Source organism: Microbacterium halophytorum, assembly GCF_002970975.1.
Lineage (GTDB): Bacteria > Actinomycetota > Actinomycetes > Actinomycetales > Microbacteriaceae > Microbacterium > Microbacterium halophytorum.
Genome location: NZ_PNFA01000008.1, coordinates 123,188 through 146,788 on the forward strand (window position 1 = coordinate 123,188; position 23,601 = coordinate 146,788).

Annotated in this window: 15 protein-coding genes; 5 read left to right on the forward strand and 10 right to left on the reverse strand. The window is 71.6% G+C overall.

Annotated elements, in window-relative coordinates; all coding sequences use genetic code 11:
- Nucleotide 1: 1 nt before the first annotated feature.
- The 5 genes from metG to C0010_RS09960 form a co-directional block, all read right to left on the reverse strand.
- Nucleotides 2-1,573: a methionine--tRNA ligase gene (metG, locus tag C0010_RS09940; RefSeq protein WP_105566921.1), complete on the reverse strand. Its 1,572-nt coding sequence runs from the start codon at nucleotides 1,571-1,573 to the stop codon at nucleotides 2-4.
- Between the two features lie 142 nt (nucleotides 1,574-1,715).
- Nucleotides 1,716-3,623 carry a penicillin-binding transpeptidase domain-containing protein gene (locus tag C0010_RS09945; RefSeq protein ID WP_158685427.1) on the reverse strand — a complete coding sequence of 636 codons (1,908 nt, stop codon included), beginning with the start codon at nucleotides 3,621-3,623 and terminating at the stop codon, nucleotides 1,716-1,718.
- Nucleotides 3,624-3,663: 40 nt separating this feature from the next.
- The gene (locus C0010_RS09950; RefSeq protein ID WP_105566923.1) at nucleotides 3,664-6,027 is read right to left on the reverse strand and encodes an FUSC family protein; all 2,364 of its coding nucleotides are present in this window, start codon (nucleotides 6,025-6,027) and stop codon (nucleotides 3,664-3,666) included.
- A gap of 71 nt (nucleotides 6,028-6,098) precedes the next feature.
- Nucleotides 6,099-7,490: an MFS transporter gene (locus tag C0010_RS09955; protein ID WP_105566924.1), complete on the reverse strand. Its 1,392-nt coding sequence runs from the start codon at nucleotides 7,488-7,490 to the stop codon at nucleotides 6,099-6,101.
- 70 nt (nucleotides 7,491-7,560) lie between these two features.
- A complete protein-coding gene (locus tag C0010_RS09960; protein ID WP_232531898.1) occupies nucleotides 7,561-8,598 on the reverse strand; it encodes an MBL fold metallo-hydrolase in 1,038 nt (345 codons plus the stop codon).
- 91 nt (nucleotides 8,599-8,689) lie between these two features.
- Here C0010_RS09960 and C0010_RS09965 point away from each other — a divergent pair, with 91 nt between their 5' ends.
- A complete protein-coding gene (locus C0010_RS09965) occupies nucleotides 8,690-9,631 on the forward strand; it encodes a LysR family transcriptional regulator (RefSeq protein WP_105566926.1) in 942 nt (313 codons plus the stop codon).
- A gap of 46 nt (nucleotides 9,632-9,677) precedes the next feature.
- Here C0010_RS09965 and rsmI read toward each other — a convergent pair whose 3' ends face one another.
- The 3 genes from rsmI to C0010_RS09980 form a co-directional block, all read right to left on the reverse strand.
- On the reverse strand, nucleotides 9,678-10,493 hold the full coding sequence (gene rsmI / locus C0010_RS09970; RefSeq protein WP_105566927.1) for a 16S rRNA (cytidine(1402)-2'-O)-methyltransferase: 816 nt from the start codon (nucleotides 10,491-10,493) through the stop codon (nucleotides 9,678-9,680).
- Nucleotides 10,494-10,551: 58 nt separating this feature from the next.
- On the reverse strand, nucleotides 10,552-11,859 hold the full coding sequence (locus tag C0010_RS09975; protein ID WP_232531900.1) for an Nramp family divalent metal transporter: 1,308 nt from the start codon (nucleotides 11,857-11,859) through the stop codon (nucleotides 10,552-10,554).
- A 123-nt stretch (nucleotides 11,860-11,982) separates the two neighbouring features.
- Nucleotides 11,983-12,918, reverse strand: coding sequence for a dihydrodipicolinate synthase family protein (locus tag C0010_RS09980; protein ID WP_105566928.1), 936 nt, complete (start codon nucleotides 12,916-12,918; stop codon nucleotides 11,983-11,985).
- Between the two features lie 175 nt (nucleotides 12,919-13,093).
- Here C0010_RS09980 and C0010_RS09985 point away from each other — a divergent pair, with 175 nt between their 5' ends.
- Complete coding sequence (locus C0010_RS09985) at nucleotides 13,094-14,116, forward strand: LacI family DNA-binding transcriptional regulator (RefSeq protein ID WP_105566929.1); 1,023 nt, start codon at nucleotides 13,094-13,096, stop codon at nucleotides 14,114-14,116.
- Between the two features lie 9 nt (nucleotides 14,117-14,125).
- A complete protein-coding gene (locus C0010_RS09990; protein ID WP_105566930.1) occupies nucleotides 14,126-15,601 on the forward strand; it encodes a dolichyl-phosphate-mannose--protein mannosyltransferase in 1,476 nt (491 codons plus the stop codon).
- 64 nt (nucleotides 15,602-15,665) lie between these two features.
- Here the strand turns inward: C0010_RS09990 and C0010_RS09995 are convergent, their stop codons facing one another.
- Nucleotides 15,666-16,502 (reverse strand): aldo/keto reductase, encoded by an 837-nt coding sequence (locus C0010_RS09995; protein ID WP_105566931.1) that lies wholly within the window; start codon nucleotides 16,500-16,502, stop codon nucleotides 15,666-15,668.
- A 67-nt stretch (nucleotides 16,503-16,569) separates the two neighbouring features.
- Between C0010_RS09995 and hrpA the strand changes: the two genes are divergently transcribed.
- Both hrpA and C0010_RS10005 read left to right on the forward strand, forming a co-directional pair.
- Entirely contained in the window at nucleotides 16,570-20,574 is a 4,005-nt protein-coding gene (gene hrpA / locus C0010_RS10000) for an ATP-dependent RNA helicase HrpA (RefSeq protein ID WP_105566932.1), read from the forward strand.
- A 102-nt stretch (nucleotides 20,575-20,676) separates the two neighbouring features.
- A complete protein-coding gene (locus C0010_RS10005) occupies nucleotides 20,677-22,887 on the forward strand; it encodes an NADP-dependent isocitrate dehydrogenase (RefSeq protein WP_105566933.1) in 2,211 nt (736 codons plus the stop codon).
- Between the two features lie 77 nt (nucleotides 22,888-22,964).
- On the opposite strand, the gene C0010_RS10010 is transcribed toward C0010_RS10005, so the two are convergent.
- Nucleotides 22,965-23,591, reverse strand: a complete 627-nt coding sequence (locus tag C0010_RS10010; protein ID WP_158685429.1) for a TetR/AcrR family transcriptional regulator — start codon at nucleotides 23,589-23,591, stop codon at nucleotides 22,965-22,967.
- Between the last annotated feature and the right edge of the window lie 10 nt (nucleotides 23,592-23,601).

Genomic DNA, 23,601 nt, shown 5'->3' on the forward strand with positions numbered 1-23,601 from the left:
ATCACTCCGCGTCGACGCGCGGGAACAGCGGCTGCAGCTTCTCCGTCTCGGCTCCGACGGGGAGCACGCCCCACGTGCCGGCCTCGCGGATCGGCTGCGCACCGAGCTCCCCGAGCGCGGACGCGCCGAGCGCGCCCCAGAGCTTGCCCGTGGCGTCCGGCATCACCGGCGAGAGCAGCACGGCGAGGGCGCGCAGCCCCTCGAGGCACGTGTAGAGCACCGTCGCGAGGCGATCGCGCTGGGTCTCGTCCTTCGCGAGCACCCACGGCTCGCTCTCGGTGATGTAGCCGTTGAGGGCGTCGACGACCTTCCAGATCTCGTCGATCGCCTGGTCCATCCGGAACCGCTCGACGGCGGCGTCGGCCGACGTCGCCGCCTCGGCGACGAGCTCCTGGATCGCGAGGTCGGCATCCGTGTAGTCGCCCGGCTGGGGCGCCGCACCGCCGAAGTACTTCTGCGTCATCGCGATCGAGCGCGAGGCGAGGTTGCCGAAGCCGTTCGCGAGCTCGGCCTGGTAGCGGGCCGCCATGTCCTCCCATGAGAACGAGCCGTCCTGGCCGAACGCGATCGCCGAGCTGAAGTAGAAGCGGTACGCGTCGCTGCCGAAGGTGTCGACGAGCGTCGCCGGCGCGATGCCCGTCGCCTTCGACTTCGACATCTTCTCGCCGCCCACGAGCAGCCAGCCGTGCGCGAAGACGCCGCGCGGCACCTCGACGCCCGCCGCCATCAGCATCGCGGGCCAGATCACGGCGTGGAAGCGCAGGATGTCCTTGCCGACGACGTGGTACCCGGGCCAGCGGCGGGCGAAGTTCTCCTCGTCGGAGCCGTAGCCGATCGCCGTCGCGTAGTTCAGCAGCGCGTCGACCCAGACGTAGATGACGTGGCTGTCGTCCCACGGCACCGGGATGCCCCAGTCGAACGCGCTGCGCGAGATCGAGAGGTCCTTCAGGCCCTGCTGCACGAAGGCGACGACCTCGTTGCGGGCCGACTCAGGCTGGATGAAGTCGGGGCGCGTGCGGTACAGCTCGAGCAGATCGTCGGCGAACTCGCTGAGCTTGAAGAAGTAGTTCTTCTCGTGCAGCAGCTCGAGCGGCTTCGAGTGGATCGCGCAGACCTTGAGCCCCTCGAACGGGCCGGTGCCCTGCACGATCTCGCTCTCGGGCTTGAACTCCTCGCAGCCGACGCAGTAGAGCGCCTCGTACTCGCCCGCGTAGATGTAGCCGCGGTCGTAGATCGCCTGGATGAACGCCTTCACGCTCTCCTCGTGGCGCTCCTGCGTCGTCCGGATGAAATCGTCGTTGGCGACGTTCAGCGTCTCGAGCAGCGGGAACCATTCGTTCGCGACGAGCTTGTCGACCCACTCCTGGGGCGAGACGCCGTTCGCCGCGGCGGCGCGCATCATCTTCTGGCCGTGCTCGTCCGTTCCTGTGAGCATCCAGGTGTCGTCGCCCGCCTGGCGGTGCCAGCGGGCGAGCGCGTCCACCGCCACCGTCGTGTACCCGTGGCCGATGTGGGGCACATCGCTCGGGTAGTAGATGGGCGTGGTGATGTAGAACGAACCGCCGGAAGTCACCCCTGCAGTCTATTTGCTCCGCGACTGCGAGTTTCACGCACGCGGATCCGTGCGAGAACACCGCCGCCGTCGCAGATGACGCGCCGAGATCGGCGATCGGTACGGCGCGGATGATGTCACCCGGGCCGAGGCTCCCCGGTGATCAGATGCCCGCGAGGAAGCCGGCCACGATCGGGCCGGCGACGTCGGCGCCCGAGTCGCCGTCCTCGACGAACACCGCCACCGCCAGGTCACCCTGGGTCGCGATCATCCACGCGTGCGTCGGCAGGTCGCCTTCGGCATCCGGCTCCCCGTACTCGGCCGTGCCGGTCTTGGCGGCGACCTCGGGCCGGACGCCGTTCAGGGCCGAGGCGGAGCCGTCGGCCACGACCGAGCGCATCAGGCTGTGGAGCGTCTCCGCTTCCTCCTCCGTCAGCGGCGGGCCCTGCTCGCCCGCGTCGCCGTCGGCGCCGGAGCCCGCGTCGTCGCCCGTGCTCGCGGCCGCTCCGCCGGCATCCGCCTGCTCCTCGATCAGGTGCGGCTGGACGGTCTCCTGCGCCGCGACCGACGCCGCCACGGTCGCCATCGCGAGGGGGCTCGCGAGAACCGTGCCCTGCCCGATGGTGTCGGCGGCGTACTCGGTCTCACCCTCGGGCACCGGCACATCGCCGAGGAAGGCCGGGAAGCCGAGCTCGGCACCTGTGCCGAGGCCGAGCGACGCGGCGGCCTGCTGCAGGGCCACGCCGTCGATCCGGTTGCGCGACGAGATCATCGCCGTGTTACACGAGTTCGCGACGGCCTCCCGCAGGGTGATCTCGCCCGTCATCGCGGCGGGGTATCCGCCGTAGTTGTGGAACTCGTAGCCATCGACCGTGACGGTGTCGGCGCAGGTGACCGCGTCGTCCGGGCTCATTCCTCCGCGGATCAGCGCGAGCGAGGTGACGACCTTGAACGTCGAACCGGGAGCGTACTGGCCGACGGTCGCGGCCGAGAACACCCCGGTCTCGGGGCTGTTCGCCGCGGCGAGGACGGCGCCCGTCGAGGGCCGGATCGCGACGAGCGACGCACCTCCGCCGACCTCGGCGAGGGCCGCGTCGGCGGCCATCTGCGTTCCGACGTCGAGCGTCGTCGCGAGCGGCTCGGCGGGCTCGGCCGGCCACTCGGCCAGCGTGCGCCGCTGCTCGCCCTCCCCCTCGCCCGAGACGGCGCTCACCGTCACTGCGGGGGTGCCGCGCAGCTGCTCGTCGTAGGCGGCCTGCAGGCCGGAGAGCCCGATCACGTCGCCGGCGCGCACGGCGCCGTCCGACTCCTCGATCGCCTCGGCCGTGGCCTCGCCGACCGTGCCGAGCAGGTCGCCGGCGAAGCCGCTCGTCGGGGCGAGGAACATCGTGTCGTCGACGGCGTTCGCGCCGGGGATCTCGGCGAAGTCATCCGGCACCCGCTCGGCGGCGTCCTCGGGGCGCAGCACGATCGCCTCGACGAACGCCGCGTCGCCCATCTGCGCTGCACGGCCCGCCAGCTCGTCCGGATCGACGCCGAGCGCCTTCGCGATCCGGCGCGCGCTGGAGGCGACCTGATCGGGGTCGACCCAACTCTTGTCGAGGCCGTAGCGCGTGACGGGCCGCTCCGCCACGATCTCCCGTCCTTCGGCGCCGACGATGCCGGCGCGCTCGGGGTATTCGCGAGAGACGACGATCGTCTCGCCCTCCTCGAGCCCGTCCGCGATGAGCTGGGGCGTCTCGGCGACCTGCCACCCCGCGTCGGCGTCGAGGGTGAGCTCGGCCGGCACCTCGTAGCTCCACTCATTGCCCTCGATCTCGCGGGTCACCGTGAGGTCCACCGTCGCCGTGTCCCCCTCCCGCACTGGCTCGGCCGCCGTCACCTCGGCGGGGTAGCCGACGAGCTGTTCCGCCGCGGTGTCGAAGCCCGTCACGTCGCCCGTCTCGACAGCTGTCGTCAGTTCGCCGACCGCATCGGAGAGTCCGTCGTCGCCCGGTGCGCAGGCGGCGAGCGCGACGGTGGGGAGGGCGAGTGCTGCGGCGACTGCGGTGATTCGGCGGAGGGAGGTCACCACGCCATTGTGCCGTATACCGCCGGCGCCGCCCCGGCGATCAGGCGCGCTCGCCCCCGCTGAGCGACCGCACCTCGACACCCGCCGCCAGGGCCAGCGATGCGAGGGCGCCGTCGACGAGCTGGAGGTCGCGCAGCGCGAGCTGGCGCAGCGTCACGCGGTCGCCGTCGCCGAGCGAGGCCGCGACGCGCTCGAAGCGCGACGCCGTGCGCGTGTACGCGCGGCTCGTGGGGTGCTCGCCGAGCGCGCGGGCGAGCTCGTTGATCGACGACAGCATCACCTGGGCCGCGTCGGCGAGCGCCTCGTCCGCCTCCCCGGAGATCCGCGGGACGCGCCGCGTGTCGGCGACGAGGTTGCGGGCGTGCGAGTGCGCCGCGTTCGCGGCCGCCCACCAGTGCTGGTTCTCGCCGCCGAGCGAACCGGGCACCCGGATGAGCGCGCGGCTCGGCGCGGTCGACGCCTCGAGGGTCTGGAACGCCGCGTCGAGCTTGCGGGTCGCGCTGAGCAGCTGCTCGTCGTAACCGGTGGCGCGCAAGCGCAGCACCGCAGGGCCGATGAGCTCGCCGAGCGCGTCGAGGAACTCGCGCGTCGCGACGCGGACGACCCTGCCCGTGCGCAGCGGCAGCACGAGCACCACCGTGAGGACCGCGACGGCGGCGCCGATCACGGTCTCGAGCAGGCGCAGCGCCAGCAGGTCCTCCGAGAACTGGGCGAGCTGCATGTACAGCAGCGCGATCACGACAGTGAGGGCGCACGTGAAGACGGCGTAGCTCACCCGCATGAGGTAGAGCCCGATGAACAGCGACGCCAGGATGGCGACGATGGCGGCCCCCGGATGATCGCCGATGGCGAGCGCGAGCGCCGAACCGATGACGACGCCGACGACGGTGCCGATGACGCGGAGCGCGCCCTTCCGCACCTGCTCGGCCGCGTTGTTCGCGCCCATGAACGTCACGAACGTCGCGATGACGGCCCAGTAGAACTTGTCGGGGGCGACGAGGGAGCCGATGGTCACCGACGCCGCGGCCGCGACCGTCATCTGGATGCCGAGGCGCGTCGACGGGTGCAGCCGCACCGACCGCTGCCGGAGCTTCTCCTCGCTCGCGGTGGCGCTCACGCTGGACGAACCGGGCAGCCAGCCCCCGAAGAGCTCGACGGCCGGTTCGAACGCCGCAGCGCTTCCCGTGCCGCGGGAACCGGCGCTCGCTCCCGGGTCGGGTGCCGCGTCGGCGCCCTCGGATCCGCTCCTGGCGCCGTCGTCGCCGGCCGAGGGAGCGAGGAGGCCGCGGCCGGAGGCGACATCGGCGTAGTCGGAGACGCTGCTCGCGAAGCGATGCAGCACGACGGCGGTCGTCTCGTCGATGCCCGCGCGATTCCCTGGGTCCGCGAGCCACCCGCGCAGGTCTTCGGCCGCCGCCGAGACGCCATCCGCGTCGCGGCCGCCGATCGCGGCCATCGCGCGGCGCGCGAGCGCGCCTGCGTCATCCGGCAGACCCATCGGCGCGACGGTGCGGGCGAAGCGAGCGGCGTTCGCGAGCGAGACCTCCGCCGCGAACACCTGCGCGTGCAGCTCGGCCGCGGTCGTGCCTACGGGCAGCCGGGTCGATTCCGCGAGCTGCGCGTCGATCATCAGGGCGGTCTCGTTCATCCGGACGAGCTGCGTGTGGGCCCGCCGCCGCGCTCTGGCCGAGGCCGGGTGGTCGAGCACGTCGATCGTCGCGGCGGCGACGCCGTCGGCGCGGCCGCGGAAGGAGCGGCGCAGCCTGGCGACCACGCCGCGGCGGCTGGGGTGGGTGACGAGCACGTGCACGGCGATCGCGACAGCGGCACCGATCGCGAGCTCGGCCGCGATCCACCCGATCCCCGAGATGTCGGTCAGCCGCGAGAGGAACACGCCGAAGAAGTTGCCCATGAACAGGCCCTGGCCGATGCCGAAGCCCCAGGCTCCCGCCCTTCGGAGGAACCCGGCGGCCCCCAGGATCGCGACCATCACGACGAGCGCCGCGACGTGCCACGGCGCGAGCAGGAGGCCCAGGGCGGCGCCGGCGCACATCGCGGTCGGCACCACCAGCAGGGCGCCGATCGCCCTGCCGAGCGAGTCGAACATCGGGCCGACGAAGCTCGACACCATGGCGACCATGGCGCCGGCCATCATCGCCATCACGAGCGCGGCGCGGTTCGCCGCGCCGGCGCCAGGGGAATCGGCGGGAACCGCCATGGGCGAGAACCCGCGGAAGAACAGCCACTCCGCCAGCAGGGCGAGGCCGACGGCGAGCACGGCGAACGATGCGCTGCGCAGGCGGCTGAAGCCGGGGTCTGATGCGACGAAGCGGCTCAGCTGTTCGGCGACCGCACGGCGGGTGCGCCCGACGCCCGACGCGGGCGGAGTCGCTGTGCGGGGCATACTCCCGCCATTCTACGAAAGTACGGCTGGCAGGGCCCGGGGGCCGATACAGGTTGCACCGCCCCCTGCCCTCACCGTGCGCCGTCCGACCGCGCTTCCGCGGTGGACGCTCCGCCCGGAAGGACGGTGCGGCCGTCGAGCTCCGTGAGGTTGAGCCGAGAGCGGTCCTTCCCCGTGGTCAGACCGACGAGGCTGACGACGGCGAATCCGATCCAGAGCGCGGCGACCAACCAGAGGCTTCCGCCACCAGTCGCGGCGAGCGCCGTCGCGATCATCGGCGTGAACCCCGCTCCGGCGGTCGAGGCGAACTGATACGCCACGGACACACCCGAGTTCCGCACCGAGGTCGGGAACTGCTCGCCGGCGTACGCCCCGTAGGGGCCCGCCGAGAACCCCTGCACGACCGAAAGACCGAGGAACACCGCGAAGAAGAACAGCACGACGCTGTCCGTCTCCAGCATCAGCATGATCGGGTACGCGAGCGCGATCCCGAGGATGTTGCCGAACATCAGGATGCGACGACGGCCGTACCGATCGGACATCCGAGACGCGATCACGATGAAGACGATCGTCGTGACCGCCGCTGACGCCTTCAGCACCAGGACGAGGCTCTGCTCGTGCGCCGCCTGCTGCACCACGTACGCCACTGCCCACGCACCCATCAGCCCCTGCGCCGCCTGCCCCGACAGCCCGACGGTGAAAGCACGCAGCAGCGGGCGCCAGTGGTCGCGGACCAGCGCGACGAGCGGCGTCCTGCGCTGGTGCGGCGCGCGCTCGACGGCCTCCACGAAGACCTTCGATTCGGACACGCGACGGCGGATGAAGACCGCGATCATCATGAAGGCCGCGGAGAGGATGAACGGCACGCGCCAGCCCCAGGAGAGGAACTGCTCATCGGGGAGCGTCGCCATTCCCGCCAGGATCAGCGTCCCCACGAGTGTGCCGGTCGGCGCGCCCATGTACGAGAACGCCGACGCGAACCCGCGCGAGTGCTTCTTGGCGTTCTCGAAACCGACGAGCGTCGCGCCTCCCCATTCGCCGCCGACCGCGATGCCCTGCACCACCCGCAGAGTGACGAGGAGGATCGGTGCCCACACGCCGATCTGAGCCGTGGCCGGAAGCAGACCGATCAGAGTTGAGGTCACTCCCATCACGATGATGGTCGACATCAGCACGGCCTTGCGCCCGACCCTGTCGCCGAGGTGCCCGAAGATGATGCCCCCGAGCGGCCGGGCGACGTACCCGGCGGCGAGCGTGGCGAAGGACAGCACGAGTGCCGTCGTCGGGTCGAGGCTCGTGAAGAAGATGCGGTTGAACACGATCCCCGCAGCTGTGGCATACAGGATGAAGTCGTAATACTCGAGCGCCGTGCCGATCAGGCTGGACGCGAGGATGCGGCGCATGTCCTTGCCGGATGCCGCGTAGGCGGTGTCGACCGCCTGCGTGTTCGGAGAGCTGGTCATCGTTGACTCCTCAATCGGGTTTCCGCCTCAGTCCGAGGCATGCGCCGGCTCGCCATCGAGCCGGCATGGATCACACACCGGCAGACGCCGGCTGTACGCTTCGCGCGAAGCTCAGGATGTCGAGATCGTCGGGGATCGTCAGGGGGCCCGGATACGCGGTCTGCGCATCGCGCCAGACCTCGGGATGGGCGTACGACGGCACGAGGTGGTGCAGCGCAAGCCGTTTGGCGCCCGCCCGTGCGGCGATGCGCCCCGCGTCCGCGGGAGTCGTGTGCGACCTCCTGTGGTGAGCCATCGTCGCGTTCAGCATGTCCGTGTCGGTGTACTGCGCGGCGAGGATGTCGAGGTCGATCGCTTCGTGGAGGAGCAGATCCGTGTCGCGTGCCAGCCGAACGACGTTGTCGCACGGCGCTGTGTCGCCGGAGATCGTCACCGAGCCCAGATCGGTGTCGAAGCGGTAGGCGAAGGCAGGGGCCATCGGATGATGCGACACGAGCACGGCCGTCACCGTGACGAGGTCGTCGCGGAACACCTCGATGGGCTCCATCGGCGGGGAGACCGCCGTGTCCGGGTCGAAGCCGCTGACAGCGCCGAGGTCGATCTCTGTGACGTCGAATGTGTCGCGCGGGCTGCGCGCGAGCGAGTCGAAGATGCGATCGTTGATGTCAGTGGCAAAGGCCGCGAACAGCCCGTCGAAGAGCCCCATGACGCCCGGCGTCGGACGCTCCGGCGCTACGGCGCGCGGCGTCGATGCCGCCTGCGGTGACAGCGGAGTCAGTCGGCCCCGATCGCCCGGCCCGACGACCGCGATGGGGCCGCTCATCCGGTTCTTCAGCTCGAATGCGCCGAACAGCACGATGCTCGGCAGATCGACGAGGTGGTCGGAGTGCATGTGGGTGAGGAAGATGCCGCCGAGGTCGGGCATCTTCAGACCGGCAGCGCTCGCCTGATGGCCGGCGCCGTCTCCGCAGTCGACGAGGTACCAGCGCTCGCCCACGACGACGGCGGTCGCAATGCCGAAGCGCGGAGCGCCCGAATGGTCGGCCCACCAGCGCGGCCCACCGGCGGTGCCCAGCGTGATGATTCGAGGCTCAGATGTGGTGGTCACGTCGTCGTCCTTCCGTCGTTGTCGACTACGTTCGTCCAGTCCCACCCACCTGTCCAACTGATTGTCGTTAAGCGTGCTATTAAGTGACGTTATGGCTGACATCACGCTCCGGCAGCTCGAATACTTCGTCGCGATCGCCGACACGGGCTCCGTGACGGCCGCGGCCAGGAGCTGCCGAGTCACCCAGGCCGCTGTGAGCACCGCACTCGCCCAGCTCGAACGCACAGTGGGCGCGCGACTCGTCATCCGTCACCCCGGCCACGGCATCGCGCTCACGGCCGAGGGCGCGGCGGTCGCGTCGCACGCGCGCACCGTCTTGGACGACGTCGAGCGGGTGTCATCGGTCGTCTCGGTGAGCCGCGGCCGCCTCACGGGGACGCTGTCGATCGGTGTGTACCGCACCCTCGCACCGCACACTGTGCCTGCGCTCATCGAGTGGTTCAGCACGCGACACCCAGACGTCTCACTGCGGTTCATCGAGGCATCCGGATCGCACGTGCAGGACGAGGTCCTGGCCGGCCGCGCGCAGGTCGCGGTGATCTATCGCGCCCAACTCGCCTCGGGGCTCGACGCCACGATCCTCCGCGATGCCCTGCGTATGGCGGTGATGAGCCCTGATCATCCGCTCGCCGCGCACACAGGCCTCAGCCTGGAGGTGCTCGCCGAGCACCCTGCGATCCTCCTGGACGAAGAGCCAGCACTGCAGCGCACTCTCGCAGCATTCGCCGCCGCAGGCGTCGAGCCTCTCGTGCCGTGGCGGAGCACGAGCGTCGAAGCGATCCACAATGTCGCAGGGCGAGGCTCTGCCTACTCGATCCTGATGCAGACGCGTTCGCACAGTCCGGAAGGACGACCGCTCGTGTTCAGAGAACTGCCGGACCCCGGCCTCGAGAATCCGGTTGCCGCCGTGCTCCCGCGCGGCGTCCGTCCGACGGCGCTCGTCGCCGAGGCGCTCGCGGCTGTGCGAGAGCACTGGGCGGCCGCCGACAGCGAGCTGCAACAGCCGGCTCGGCGTGCCGCCGCCTCGGACTGACGCGATCGTGGGTGCCCGTTGCAGGGGCGCAATCTCGCCGCCCGCGTCAGCGTGCGGCGAGCGCCGCCTGGTACAGGTCGCGCGATGACAGGCCCGTCGCGGCGGCGACCTCTCGAGCGGCGTCCTTGAGGCGCGCTCCGCCGTCGACGAGCACGCGCACCTGGGCGAGGGCGTCGTCGGGCGAGACCTCGCGCTCCTCGGCGCCGGCGACGACGATGACGAGCTCGCCCCTCACGCCGTCGGCAGCCCACGCGACGAGCTCGTCGAGCGTGCCGCGGGCGGTCTCCTCGTGCAGCTTGGTGAGTTCGCGGCTCACGCTCGCGGAGCGGGCGCCGCCGAACGCCCGCGCCATGTCGGCGAGCGTCTGCCCGACGCGCGTCGGAGCCTCGAAGAAGACGAGCGTGCGGCGCTCGCCGGCGAGCGAGCCGAAGAAACGCGCGCGCTCCCCCGGCTTGCGCGGCACGAATCCCTCGAACGCGAAGCGGTCCGTCGGCAGGCCCGAGACCGCGAGCGCCGTCAGCACCGCGCTCGGACCGGGGACCGCTGTGACCTCGACGCCCGCCGCGGCCGCCGCGGCGACGAGCCCGTAGCCGGGATCGCTCACGGTCGGCATACCGGCATCCGAGAGCACGACCACGTCCTGCTCGCGGGCCAGCTCGACGAGCTCGCCCGCCTTCTGCTTCTCGTTGTGGTCGTGGAACGCGATCAGCCGCGGCCGGTTCTCGATGCCGAGCGCGGCGCACAGCCGTTGCGTCATGCGGGTGTCCTCGGCCGCGACCACGGTCGCGGACTCGAGCAGATCGACGAGCCGCCGCGACGCGTCGCCCAGGTTCCCGATCGGTGTCGCGGCGAGGATGATCACCCGACCAGCGTACGTGCCCCGGCCCGCCCGCTCCCGACGGCGGGCCGCGGCGGACCCATCAGCCGAGCAGCTTGAGCGCCAGCCGCACCGACAGCGCCAGGACCGCGACGAGCCCGATGACGCCGAAGGCGTTCTGCCACCAGGTGTTCCGCATCTCGCGCATGAGCGACCGGCGGTTCGCCATCACGACGATCAGGAGCGCCAGGACGGGGGCGACGAGCACCGTGAGCGACTGCGCGATGACGATCAGCTGGATCGGGGACGACTGGAATCCGACCGCGATCGCGATGCCGAAGAACAGGATCGCGCCGCTGATCAGCTTGGCCGCCCTCGAGCTCGGCGACGCGCCGCGGCCGAGGCCGTCGGCGAGCATCGTGCCGCCCGCTGTCGCGTTCGCGAGCATCGACGAGAACGCCGAAGCGAAGAAGCCGAGGGCGAAGATCTTCGTGCCGACGGGGCCCGCGAGCGGCTCGAAGACCCCGGCGAGGGCCTGGATCGTCGGGGCTGCCTCCCCCGTGTGGCCGAGGGCGGCGGCGCTCACGACGATCACGAGTGCCGTCATCACGCCGGGCGCGACGATCCCGGGGATCGTGTCGACCGCCGTCACGTCGCGGTACTGCTCCTCCGTGCGGCCCCTCTCCTTGGTGCCGTACGCCGTGTAGAACGCCGCGTTCACCGAGAAGTTGGTGCCGACGAGCGCGATGATCAGGACCCATGCGCCGTCCGGCGCCGTGGGAACGAGGCCGGCGCCGACAGCCGCCCAGTCCGGGTTCGCGATGAACGCCGACGAGATGAATGCGATCGCCATCAGCGCGACGGCCACGACGAGGACCTTCTCGACGAGCCGGTAGACGTGCCGGAGCAGCAGGATTCCGCCGACCGCGGCGGTGCAGATCACGGTCCACATGATCGGGCTGCCGCCGAACAGCATCGACAGGCCGAGCCCGCTGCCGACCGCATTCCCGACCGAGAAGCACAGCGCGATCAGGAACACCCCGACGCCGGCGACGACGCCGACCCAGGCACCGAGGTGATCCTTGATCGATGAGATCAGGGAGACGGGCGACTTGATGCCGAGCCTGACGCTCATGTCGGTCAGGAAGATCATCAGGATCGTCGACACGATGATCACCCACACGAGCGCGTACTGATACCCGCTCCCGGCCTGCACGGCCGTCGTGAGGTTGCCTGGCCCGAACTGCCACGCACCGGCGACGAACGCCGGCCCGACCAGCGCGAGGGTGCGCCAGAACGACCTGCGGCTGCCCCGACGGTCGACGATGCTGCGCATCGTCTCGGTCGGCACCCTGCCGTACCCCGTGCCCGGTGTCGTGGAAGCGTGGCGCTGCTTGGGGTTCTCGCTCATCGTGCTCTCCTCCGTCGAGGCCGCGGCTCCGTCGCCGCTGGGTCATCGTTGACTGGGGTGCGCCGTTGCGGCCGACGCGGCCGTCGGGGCGCCGCGGGATCATGGCCGCGGCGCCCGCACCCGTCAGGCCGGGATGAGGGCCTTGCCGAGCTCCGCCTTCGCGAACGCCTCGGCGATCTCCGCCTCGGCGCCGTCGGCGAGCGGGAGGAGCGGCGTCCGGACCGTCGCGTGGTCGAGGATGCCGCGGGCGACGAGCCCCCACTTGAGTGCGACGGTACCCTCCATGTGCGAACCGCGGTGGTACACGTTCTGCGTGACGGGGAGCAGGCGCTCGTGGATCGCATGGGCCGCCGCGTAGTCGCGGGCCCTGCCCGCCCTGATCAGCTCGACCAGGGGCTCCGGCGCGACGTTTCCGTAGCCGACGAGCAGGCCGTCGACGTCGAACATGGTCGGGAGCAGGTACTCGTCATGGCACGAGAGGATCTGCAGCTCGGGGTGGGCGGCGCGCAGCGCGGGGATCTCGGTGTACCAGCGGCGCATGTTGCGCACACCGTTCTTCGTCGCGAACACGCCGTCCTGGCCCGCGATCTCGAGCTGCGTGTCGAGGTCGTAGTTCGCCTTGGTGTTGTCGGGGTACTGGAACAGGATCAGCGGCAGGCCCGACTCCTCGTAGATCTCGCGGTAGCGGGCCTGCGGGGCGCCCTGCTGGTAGCCGAAGCGCAGCCAGCCGTGCGACGGGTACACGAGGCCGGCCGCCGCACCGGCGTCGACCGCCTTCTTCGCCTCGATGCCGGCGGTCCTGTTGCCCTCCTTGGTGATGCCGGCGATGACCGGGACGCGGCCGTCCGTCGAGGCGACGAACGCCCGGATCACGTCGAGCTGCTCGTCATCCGTGAGGAACGTGCCCTCACCGGCGTGGCCGAGGACGACCAGGCTCTTGACGCCGTCGACCGATCCGAGCCAGGAGCCGAGCCGTTCGATCGCGGCGTAGTCGACGTCGCCCGACTCGGTGAAGGGCGTCACGGGTGCGGGGTTCAGGCCGCGGAGGTCGAGAGTCATGGTGTTGTCCTTTCATCGGAGCTTCATTGCCGCCTGCAGTTGGGAACGATTGCGGGAACGTTTGCAGGAACGATTGCAAGTATGATTCACAACAGACCCGGATGTCAACACTCGAGTTCGCCATCCGGGCCGGATCCGAGGCAGCGGGCAGAATGACGGCACGGGAGGAGACCCCATGGAGCAGTCACCGGAGCGCCGCGTCGTCACGCTGAAGGACGTCGCCGCTGGCGCGGGGGTGAGCGTCTCGACCGTGAGCCGAGTGCTCGACGACCGCACGCCGCCGTCGCGCTCGGCCGCCGCCGAGCGGGTGCGCCGCGTCGCCGACGAGCTCGGGTACCGCCGGAACGTGTTCGCGTCGGGGCTGCGCCGCGGGGCGACAGGAACCGTCGGCGTGCTCGTGCCGCGCCTGACGGACCACGTCATGGCGATGACGTACGAGGCGATCGAACGAGCCGCCAGGGCGCGCGGCTCGTTCGCGGTCGTCGCCACCTGCGGGGACGACCCCGAGGACGAGCGGCGCGCCACCGAGACCCTGCTCGACCGGAACGTCGACGGTGTGATCCTCGCGACCGCCCGGCTCGACGACACGCTGCCCGCGTCGCTGCGCGAACGGGGCATCCCCCACTCCCTGGCCCTGCGCACCGACGGCGCGAGCCCCGCGGCCCTCGGCGACGACGACGCCGGCGGCTACTTCGCCATGCGCCACCTCCTCGACCTCGGCCACCGCGAGGTCGCCGTGATCACTGGCCCCTGGTTCACGTCGAGCGCACGGGCCCGCCTCGGCGGCGCGCGCCGCGCCCTGGCGGAGGCGGGCGCCGAACTGCCGGATGACCGGGTGATCTCGACCGGCTACGGGATCGAGGCGGGCAACGCGGCCGCGCGCCGCCTGCTCGGAGCCGCCCCCGCACCCCCGACGGCGATCTTCGCCGCCAACGACAACCTCGCGATCGGCGCCGTCTCCGCGGTGACGGCCGCGGGCCTCACGGTCGGCGACGACGTCTCGATCCTCGGCTACAACGACATCCCCCTGGCGGCGATGATGCCCGTGCCGCTGACGTCCGTGCGCACCGCGTTCGACCAGATCGCGGCGAGCGCGCTCGACCTCATGGGCGCGCCGGCCCACACCGAGACGCGGGCACTGCCCACGCTCATCCCGCGCGCGTCGACGGCGCCGCCGCGCCGTGCGCCCTCGCCGTAGGCTGAGCGGATGATGCGGCACCGAGCGTGGGAGTGGGCTGCGCCCGCGCTCGTCACGCTCGCCGCGCTCGTGCTCCGCTTCGCGGGCCTCGGGCACCCGCACGAGCTCGTCTTCGACGAGACCTATTACGTCAAGGACGCCTGGTCGCTGTGGAACCTCGGCTACGAGGGCACGTGGCCGGATGACGCGAACGCGGCGTTCGAGGCGGGCGACACTGGCGGGTTCTCGGCCGAGGGGGCGTTCGTCGTGCATCCGCCGCTCGGCAAGTGGCTGATCGCCCTCGGCATGGCGGCGCTCGGCCCCGGCGACCCCGCGGGGTGGCGCCTCGCGACCGCCGCGATCGGCACACTCATGGTCCCGACGCTCTACCTGCTGGCCCGCCGGTTCAGCGGCTCGGTCGCCGTCGCGGCGGCGGCCGCCGGCCTGCTCGCGGTCGACGGCCTCGGCATCGCGATGAGCCGCGTCGCCCTGCTCGACGGCATCCTGGCGTGGTTCGTCCTGCTGGCCGTGCTCTTCCTCGTGCTCGACCGGGCGGGTGCGGCGCGACGCATCGCTGCGGCGTCCGGGGAGCTCGTCGGGCCCGTGATGTGGCGCCGGCCGTGGGTCCTCGCCGCGGGGGCCGCGCTCGGGGCGGCGACGGCGGTGAAGTGGTCGGGCCTGTACGCGCTCGCCGGCCTCGGCATCTGGCTCGTCGTGGTCGACGCGATCGACCGCCGCCGCGCCGGCATCCGCACCTGGCTGCCCGCCGCGATCATCCGGCAGGGCCCCGCCAGCTTCGCGCTGCTCGTGCCGATCGCCCTCGCGGTGCACATGGCGTCGTGGACGGGCTGGTTCGCGACATCCGGCGGCTACGACCGCGGCGCGTCGGCGAACCCGCTCGCGGCCTGGTGGGAGTACCAGTCGTCGGTCTATGCGTTCCACGTCGGCCTCACGTCCGGCCACCCCTACGCGAGCCCCGCGTGGCAGTGGCCCCCGCTGCTGCGGCCGACGGCGATGTGGGTCGGGAACCCGGAAGACGGCTGGATCGCCGTGATCGGCAGCCTGCCCAACCCGATCGCGTGGTGGGCGGGCATGGCGGCCATCGTCGCCCTGATCGCAGGGCTCGTGCGCACGCGCCGGATCGCGCTGGCCTGGCCGCTCGTGGGCATCGCGGTCACCTGGCTGCCGTGGCTGCTGTACCCGAGCCGCACGACGTTCCAGTTCTATACGATCGCGATGCTGCCGTTCGTCTGCCTCGCCCTCGCGATGGCGCTGCAGCACCTCGCGCGGCGGCGCGAGCTCATCCTGCTCGCCGAGCCGACGCCAGGGGAGATCGCCGACGCCCGCCGCTACGCCGTCCGCCAGCGGCGCGCGTGGCGCACGGCCTCGATCGCGATCCTCGCCGCGGCCGCGCTCGCGGCGGCGTTCTTCCTGCCGCTGTCTACCGGCATCCCCGAACCGGACGAGCTCTGGCGCGCCCACATGTGGCTGCCCGGCTGGATCTGACGGCGCCCGAACGTGCGAGGGCCGGGCACCCGGATGTCGGATGCCCGGCCCTCGTCGCGGAGCGTCAGTTCAGGTCGTTCGGGTGCGTGCCCACGCGGCCCGAGCCGTCGCCGGGATCGATCGCCGTGATGGCGTCGACCTCGGCGGCCGTCAGCTCGAAGCCGAACACGTCGAAGTTCTCGCGCATGCGCTCGATGCGCGTCGACTTCGGGAACACGATCGTGCCGCGCTGCAGGTGCCACCGGATGACGGCCTGCGCCGGCGAGACGCCGTGGGCCTCCGCCGCGGCGACGACGGCCGGGTTCTCGAACAGCGGGTACTTGCCCTGGCCGAGCGGGCCCCACGACTCGATCTTCATGCCGTTCGCGTCGCCCCAGGCGCGCACGTCGGCCTGCTGGTACGCGGGGTGGAGCTCGACCTGGTCGACCGCCGGGGTGACGCCCGTTTCGGCGACGATGCGGTCGAGGTGCTCCGGCAGGTGGTTCGAGACGCCGATCGAGCGGGTCAGGCCCTGGTCGCGGACCTCGATCATCTTCTGCCACGCGTGCGAGTAGTTGTCGTTCTTCGGCGCCGGCCAGTGCGTCAGGTACAGGTCGACGTAGTCGAGGCCGAGCTTTTCGAGGCTCTCGGCGATCGCGGCGTTCGGCTCGTCGCCCGCCTGGCGGTCGTTCCAGAGCTTGGTCGTGATGAAGAGCTCGTCGCGCGGGATGCCGCTGGCGGCGATCGCCGCGCCCACACCCTCTTCGTTCTTGTAGATCGCCGCCGTGTCGATGTGGCGGTAGCCGACCTCGAGCGCCTCGCTGACGGCCTTCTCCGCCTCCGCCGGCGGCACCAGGAAGACGCCGAAACCGAGCTGCGGGATGTCGTATCCGGAGTTGAGCTTCACAGTGGGAACAGTCATGGATTCAGCCTACGACCGCGAGGACGCACCGGGGCCCGTTCCCCCGATCGCGATAAGCTGAAGGGCTATGTCTCCCGTGATCTCGTACCCGCCCGAGCTCCCCGTCTCCGCGGCCCGCGACGAGATCGCCGACGCCATCCGGGGCAATCAGGTCGTCATCGTCGCCGGCGCGACCGGTTCCGGCAAGACCACCCAGCTGCCGAAGATCGCGCTCGAGCTCGGCCGCAGCGCGATCGCCCACACGCAGCCGCGCCGCCTTGCCGCGCGCACGATCGCGGAACGAGTGGCCGAGGAGATGCAGGTGCCGCTCGGCGGCGTCGTCGGCTACAAGGTGCGCTTCACCGACCAGGTCTCGGCCGAGACGCAGATCGCGCTCATGACGGACGGGATCCTGCTCAACGAGATCCACCGCGACCGGCTGCTGACTCGCTACGACACGATCATCATCGACGAGGCGCACGAGCGTTCGCTCAACGTCGACTTCCTGCTCGGCTACCTCCGCCGCATCCTTCCCGAGCGCCCCGATCTCAAGGTGGTCATCACCTCGGCGACGATCGACCCCGAGTCGTTCGCCGCGCACTTCGCGGGAGCCGACGGCGAACCGGCCCCGATCATCGAGGTCTCGGGCCGCACGTTCCCCGTCGAGGTCCGCTACCGCCCCTTCGCGGGCGCGAGCGACGACGAGGACGACGAACCCCGCCCCGGGCCCGCCGCGGATGACGCGGACGCCGCGACCGAGGAGGTCGATGAGCGCCCCTACAGCGTCGACGACGAGGTCTCGGCGATCGTCGCGGCGCTCAAGGAACTCGACCGCGAGGCGCCGGGCGACGTGCTCGTCTTCCTGCCGGGCGAGGCGGAGATCCGCGACGCCGCCGACGCCGTGTCCGGTGCATTCCGTTCGGGGCATGCACCGACCGAGGTGCTCCCCCTCTACGGACGGCTGAGCGCGGCCGAGCAGCACCGCGTGTTCGAGCCGTCGAAGGTCGCCGGCGTCAGTCGCCGCGTCGTGCTCGCCACGAACGTCGCCGAGACCTCCCTGACGGTGCCGGGCATCAAGTACGTCATCGACGCGGGTACGGCGCGCGTCTCGCGCTACTCGAACCGTGCGAAGGTGCAGCGCCTGCCGATCGAGGCGGTCTCGCAGGCCTCAGCCCAGCAGCGCTCGGGCCGCGCCGGCCGCACGAGCGACGGTATCGCCATCCGGCTCTATGCGCACGACGACTTCGTGCGGCGGCCGGAGTTCACCGACCCAGAGATCCTGCGCACCTCGCTCGCCTCCGTCGTGCTGCAGATGCTCTCGCTGGGCTTCGGCGACATCTCCGAGTTCCCGTTCCTCACCCCTCCCGATTCGCGCGGCGTGAAGGCTGCCTTCGACCTGCTCGTCGAGCTCGGCGCCGTGCGGCTCGGGCGCGAGGGACGCCCGCCGACCCTCACCAAGACGGGCCGCCGCATCGCGCGGATGCCGATCGACCCCCGGTTCGCCCGGATGCTCATCGAGTCCTCCCGCGAGGGCGTCGGCGAGGAGGTGCTCGCGATCGTGTCCGGCATGTCCTTGCAGGACGTGCGCGAACGGCCCGAGGACAAGCGGGAGCAGGCGCAGCAGTCGCACGCGCGCTTCACCGACCCGTCGAGCGACTTCCTCAGCATGCTGAACCTGTGGGACTACGTGCGCGAGAAGCAGCGCGAGCTCGGTTCCAGCGCCTTCCGCCGCCTCGTGCGCGGCGACTTCCTCAACTACGTGCGCGTGCGCGAGTGGTTCGACGTGCACCGCCAGCTGCGCCAGTTCGTGCGCGAAGGCGACGACCGCGGCCCGCGCCGCGGCGAGCCCGGCGCCCGGCGGAAGGACCGGACGGCGGCACCGCCCGAGGGCGGGCACCCGGCAGGCGACGCGATCCATCGCGCGCTGCTGTCGGGCCTGCTCTCGCAGATCGGCGTGCTCGACGAGCGCGAGGCTCGCACGGGCGAGAGGGGCCGAGGCGGGGCCGACCGCGCGCGCGGTGCGACCTACCGCGGTGCCAGGAACGTCTCGTTCCAGATCTTCCCCGGCTCCGGCCTCAAGAGGTCGCGACCGAAGGCCGTTATGGCGGCCGAGCTCGTCGAGACCTCGCGCCTGTTCGCCCGCACGGTCGCGAAGATCGACCCGGCATGGGCGGAGGCCCTCGCGGGCGACCTCGTGAAGCGGCAGGTCTCGGAGCCGCACTGGTCGAAGGACGCCGGCGCCGCCGTCGCGTACGAGAAGGTCACGCTCTACGGCGTCGAGATCGTGCCTCGCCGCCGCATCCAGTTCGCGCGCGTCGACAAGCCCGCCTCGCGCGAGCTGTTCCTCCGGCACGCGCTCGTCGAGGGCGAATGGGACCCCGCCCGCCTGCCGAAACAGGTCGGCCGGTTCGTGCGGCAGAACGCCGAGCTGCGCCGACGGCTCGAGAAGGTCGAGGAGCGCGAACGCCGCCGCGACATCCTCGCGGGCGACGAGGCGGTGTACGCGTTCTACGACGCGCGCATTCCCGCCGAGGCATACGATGTGCGCAGTTTCGAGGCGTGGTGGCGCGACGAACTCACCCGCACGCCGGACCTGCTCACGATGCGCGAGGAGCACTTGCTCGAGGGCGACCGGTCGGCGGACTCCGGTGACTTCCCGACGCGGTGGCGCCAGGGAGACCAGACGCTCGACCTCGCCTACCGCTTCGAGCCCGGCGCCCCGGATGACGGCGTCACCGCCGTCGTCCCGCTCGCGCTGCTCGCCTCGCTCGAGCCCGCCGGCTTCGACTGGCAGGTGCCCGGGCAGCGCCACGAGCTCGTCACCGCCATGCTGAAGGCCCTGCCGAAGGCCCTCAGGCGCCACGTCGTGCCCGCCGCCGACTGGGCCGAGAAGTTCGCCGACGAGCTGGCCGGCGCCGGCCCCGAGGACCACGACGGCCTGCCCCCGCAGCCGCTCGCCACCGCACTCGCGCGCCTCGTGCAGCAGCAGGCGAACCAGCCCGTCGACGCAGGCGCGTTCGAGATGGAGCGCGTGCCCGAGCACCTGAAGATGTCGTTCCGCGCCGTCGACGCGCGCGGCCGCGCCGCGGGCTCCGGCCGGGACCTCGCCGAGCTGCAGCGGCGCCTCGCGGCGAAGGCCCGCGACTCGGTCGCCCGGCAGATCGAACGGGGCGGCACGCCCCCGCGCGGCGCGAAGGGCCCGGATGCCGTGGCCGCCGCACCCGCTCCCGCCGCGATCGAGAAGGCAGGGCTGACCGACTGGACGTTCGGCGAGCTGCCGGAGCGCGTCGACCAGAAGGTCGCCGGCGGCGTCGTGCGCGGCTACCCCGCCCTCGTCGACGAGAAGACCTCGGTCGCCGTCCGGGTCGAGGCGACGGCCGAGCAGGCGGCCCGCCGCACCCGCGCGGGCCTGCGCCGCCTCGTGCTGCTGAACGTGCCGTCGCCCGTTTCGTACGTGCAGGAGCACCTCAGCCAGAACGAGCGGCTCGCCCTGGCCGCGTCCCCCTACCCGTCGCCCAAGGCCGTGATCGAGGACTGCCTGGCCGCGGTCGCGGATGACGTGATCGCCCGCCACGACGACGTGCGCACGCGCGCGGGCTTCGAGGCCGTACGCGACGAGGTCTCGCGCGGCTCCGTCGACCGCGTGATCGAGACCGTCGCGCTCACCGCGAAGATCCTCACGGGCGCCCGCGCCGCCGAGCGCGCGATGAGGAATGCGAACTCGATGACCCTGCTCGGCGCGCTGAACGACGCGCGCGGGCAGCTCGACGCGCTGCTGCCGAAGGGGTTCGTGGTCGCGACGGGGCTGGAGCGGCTGCGCCACCTCCCCCGCTACGTCGACGGCATCCGGATGCGCCTCGAGGCGCTCCCCGACCAGCCCGGCCGCGACCGCGCGTGGATGACCGAGTACGAGAAGGCGTTCTCCGCGTACCGGGAGGCGGGCGGCGAGCTGCCCCTCGCGCCGCACGCACCGGAGCCGATCGCCCGCGCCCGGTGGATGCTCGAAGAGCTGCGGGTCAGCCTCTTCGCCCAGCGCCTCGGCACGGCCGAGACCGTCTCGGTCCAGCGCATCCAGAAGGTGCTGCGCGACTGACCCGATCTGCGCCGCCCCGCCGCCTCAGGTATCTTGAGATCGAGACAATTCGCGCGTGCGCAGGTCCCGCGCACATCCGACGATCACTGGAGCGCCACAGGTATGTCCACCATCATTTACACGCACACCGACGAGGCGCCCATGCTGGCGACCTACTCGCTGCTGCCGATCATCCGGGCCTATGCGGGGAAGGCGGGCGTCGACTTCGAGACGCGCGACATCTCGCTGGCCGGCCGCATCGTCGCGCAGTTCCCCGAGCGCCTGAGCGAGGACCAGCGCATCGGCGACGCCCTCTCCGAGCTCGGTGAGCTGGCGGGCGAGGCCAGCGCCAACATCATCAAGCTCCCGAACATCTCGGCGTCGGTGCCGCAGCTGAAGGCGGCCATCGCGGAACTGCAGGCCGCCGACTTCGACGTGCCCGACCTGCCCGAGAACCCGCAGACCGACGACGAGCGCGAGATCGCCGCTCGCTACGACAAGGTCAAGGGCTCGGCCGTGAACCCCGTGCTGCGCCAGGGCAACAGCGACCGCCGCGCACCGGGCGCCGTGAAGGCGTACGCGAAGGCGCACCCGCACCGGATGGGCGCGTGGTCGGCCGACAGCCGGACCCGCGTGGCCACGATGGGCCACGACGACTTCTTCTCGAACGAGACCTCGTTCGTCTCGCCCGCCGCCGACACGCTCCGGATCGAGCACGTCAACGCCGCGGGCGACGTCACGGTGCTGAAGGAGAGCCTCCCGGTGCAGGCCGGCGAGGTCATCGACGCGACGTTCATGAACGTCGCCGCTCTGCGCGAGTTCCTCACGGAGCAGGTCGCCGCCGCCAAGGCCGAGGGCGTGCTGTTCTCGGCGCACCTCAAGGCCACCATGATGAAGGTCAGCGACCCGATCCTGTTCGGCCACGTCGTCGAGGCGTTCTTCGCCCCCGTCTTCGAGGAGTACGGCGCCGACCTCGCCGCCGCCGGCCTCCGCGGCCGCGACGGCCTGGGCGCGATCTACGCCGGCCTCGCCTCGCTCGAGAACGGCGAAGAGATCCGCGCCGCGTTCGACGCGCAGCTGAACGCCGGCCCCGCGATCGCGATGGTCAACAGCGACAAGGGCATCACGAACCTGCACGTGCCGAGCGACGTCATCATCGACGCGTCGATGCCCGCGATGATCCGCGGCGGCGGCAAGATGTGGACGGCCGAGAACACCGAGGCCGATACCCTCGCGGTGATCCCCGACTCGTCGTACGCCGGCGTCTACCAGGCCGCGATCGACGACAGCAAGGCCAACGGCGCGCTCGACCCGACGACCATGGGCACCGTGCCGAACGTGGGCCTGATGGCGCAGAAGGCCGAGGAGTACGGCTCGCACGACAAGACGTTCGAGATCGCCGCGGCCGGCACCGTCCGCGTCGTGAACGGTGCCGGCGAGACGGTGCTCAGCCACGAGGTCGCCGCCGGCGACATCTGGCGCGCCTGCCAGACCAAGGACGCCCCGATCCGCGACTGGGTCAAGCTCGCCGTCACGCGCGCCCGCCTGTCGAACACCCCCGCGGTGTTCTGGCTCGACGAGAACCGTGCGCACGACGCGAACCTCATCGCGAAGGTGAACGCCTATCTGCCCGAGCACGACACGACCGGCCTCGACATCCGGATCATGGCGCCCGCCGAGGCGACGACGTTCTCGCTCGAGCGCATCCGACAGGGCCTCGACACCATCTCTGTGACGGGCAACGTGCTCCGCGACTACAACACCGACCTGTTCCCGATCCTCGAGGTCGGCACGTCGGCGAAGATGCTCTCGATCGTTCCCCTGATGGCGGGCGGCGGCCTGTTCGAGACCGGCGCCGGCGGCTCGGCGCCGAAGCACGTGCAGCAGCTCGTCGAGGAGGGCTACCTGCGCTGGGACTCTCTCGGCGAGTTCTTCGCGTTGGCCGCCTCGTTCGAGCACCTCGCGCAGTCGACCGACAACGCCAAGGCGCAGGTCCTCGCGACCACGCTCGACAAGGCCACGGCGACGTTCCTCGAGCAGGACCGGTCGCCGGGCCGCAAGCTCGGCACGATCGACAATCGCGGCTCGCACTTCTACCTGGGCCTGTACTGGGCCCAGGAGCTGGCGGCGCAGGCCGACGACGCGGAGCTCGCGGCCGCGTTCGCTCCGCTCGCCGAGCAGCTCGCCGCGAACGAGAAGACGATCGTCGACGAGCTGATCGCCGCACAGGGCAAGCCCGTCGACATCGGCGGCTACTACCGCCCGGACGACGCGAAGGCCGCCGCCGCCATGCGCCCGTCCGCCACGCTGAACGCGGCGATCGACCAGTTCTGATCGCGCGCTGACGCCGAACCGGCCCTCCCGGATGCCCCTCGCGGGCACCGGGAGGGCCGGTTCGCGTTCGGCAGCGCCTACGCGGTCGGAACCGGCAGCCCGAACGCCTCGCGAAGGCTCCGGCTGACGAGCGCGGGGATGTCCAGCTCGCCCGGGTGCAGCGCGTCATAGAGCTGCAGGCCATCCCACGTCGCGATGACGAGCGCCGCGCGCTCCTCCGGGCGCAGCCCGTCATCCGGGAGATCGAGCTTCGAGCGCTGGCGCCGGATCATCAGCGTCAGGACCGTCCGGATGCGGCCGTGCCGGCGCTGCAGCGTGGCCCTGGCCGGATGCCCCTCGGCCCCCGCCTCCGCCGTCAGGATCGACAACAGCTGGGTCAGCCCCGGAGTCGCCTGGTTGCTCGCTGCCGTGCGGGTGAAGGCGTCGGCGATCGCTTCCGCGCTCAGGCTGCGGGGCGCCGCGGCCTTCAGCTGCTGCTGGTCGTGCCACTCGATCACCGCGAGCAGGAGCGCGGTCTTGTTCCCGAAGTGGTGCAGCAGCGTCGAGTGATCGACGCCCGCCTCGCGCGCGATGCTGCGCAGCGACGTTCCGTAGAATCCCCGCTGCGCGAAGGCCGTCGCGGCGCTGGCGACGATCGCCTTCTTCGTCGCGCGCCCCGAGGAATAGCCGGTGGGGCGGGGCTCTGCGTCGTCGTCTTCAGGCACGAGGACTATC

Bases quoted from the DNA above. Each gene is read 5' to 3' on its own strand.
- C0010_RS10005 (WP_105566933.1), top strand. From the start codon at position 20,677: ATGTCCACCATCATTTACACGCACACCGACGAGGCGCCCATGCTGGCG.
- C0010_RS09950 (WP_105566923.1), bottom strand. From the start codon at position 6,027: ATGCCCCGCACAGCGACTCCGCCCGCGTCGGGCGTCGGGCGCACCCGC.
- C0010_RS09955 (WP_105566924.1), bottom strand. From the start codon at position 7,490: ATGACCAGCTCTCCGAACACGCAGGCGGTCGACACCGCCTACGCGGCA.
- C0010_RS09980 (WP_105566928.1), bottom strand. From the start codon at position 12,918: ATGACTCTCGACCTCCGCGGCCTGAACCCCGCACCCGTGACGCCCTTC.
- C0010_RS09990 (WP_105566930.1), top strand. From the start codon at position 14,126: ATGATGCGGCACCGAGCGTGGGAGTGGGCTGCGCCCGCGCTCGTCACG.
- C0010_RS09965 (WP_105566926.1), top strand. From the start codon at position 8,690: ATGGCTGACATCACGCTCCGGCAGCTCGAATACTTCGTCGCGATCGCC.
- C0010_RS09995 (WP_105566931.1), bottom strand. From the start codon at position 16,502: ATGACTGTTCCCACTGTGAAGCTCAACTCCGGATACGACATCCCGCAG.
- C0010_RS09975 (WP_232531900.1), bottom strand. From the start codon at position 11,859: ATGAGCGAGAACCCCAAGCAGCGCCACGCTTCCACGACACCGGGCACG.
- C0010_RS09985 (WP_105566929.1), top strand. From the start codon at position 13,094: ATGGAGCAGTCACCGGAGCGCCGCGTCGTCACGCTGAAGGACGTCGCC.
- hrpA (WP_105566932.1), top strand. From the start codon at position 16,570: ATGTCTCCCGTGATCTCGTACCCGCCCGAGCTCCCCGTCTCCGCGGCC.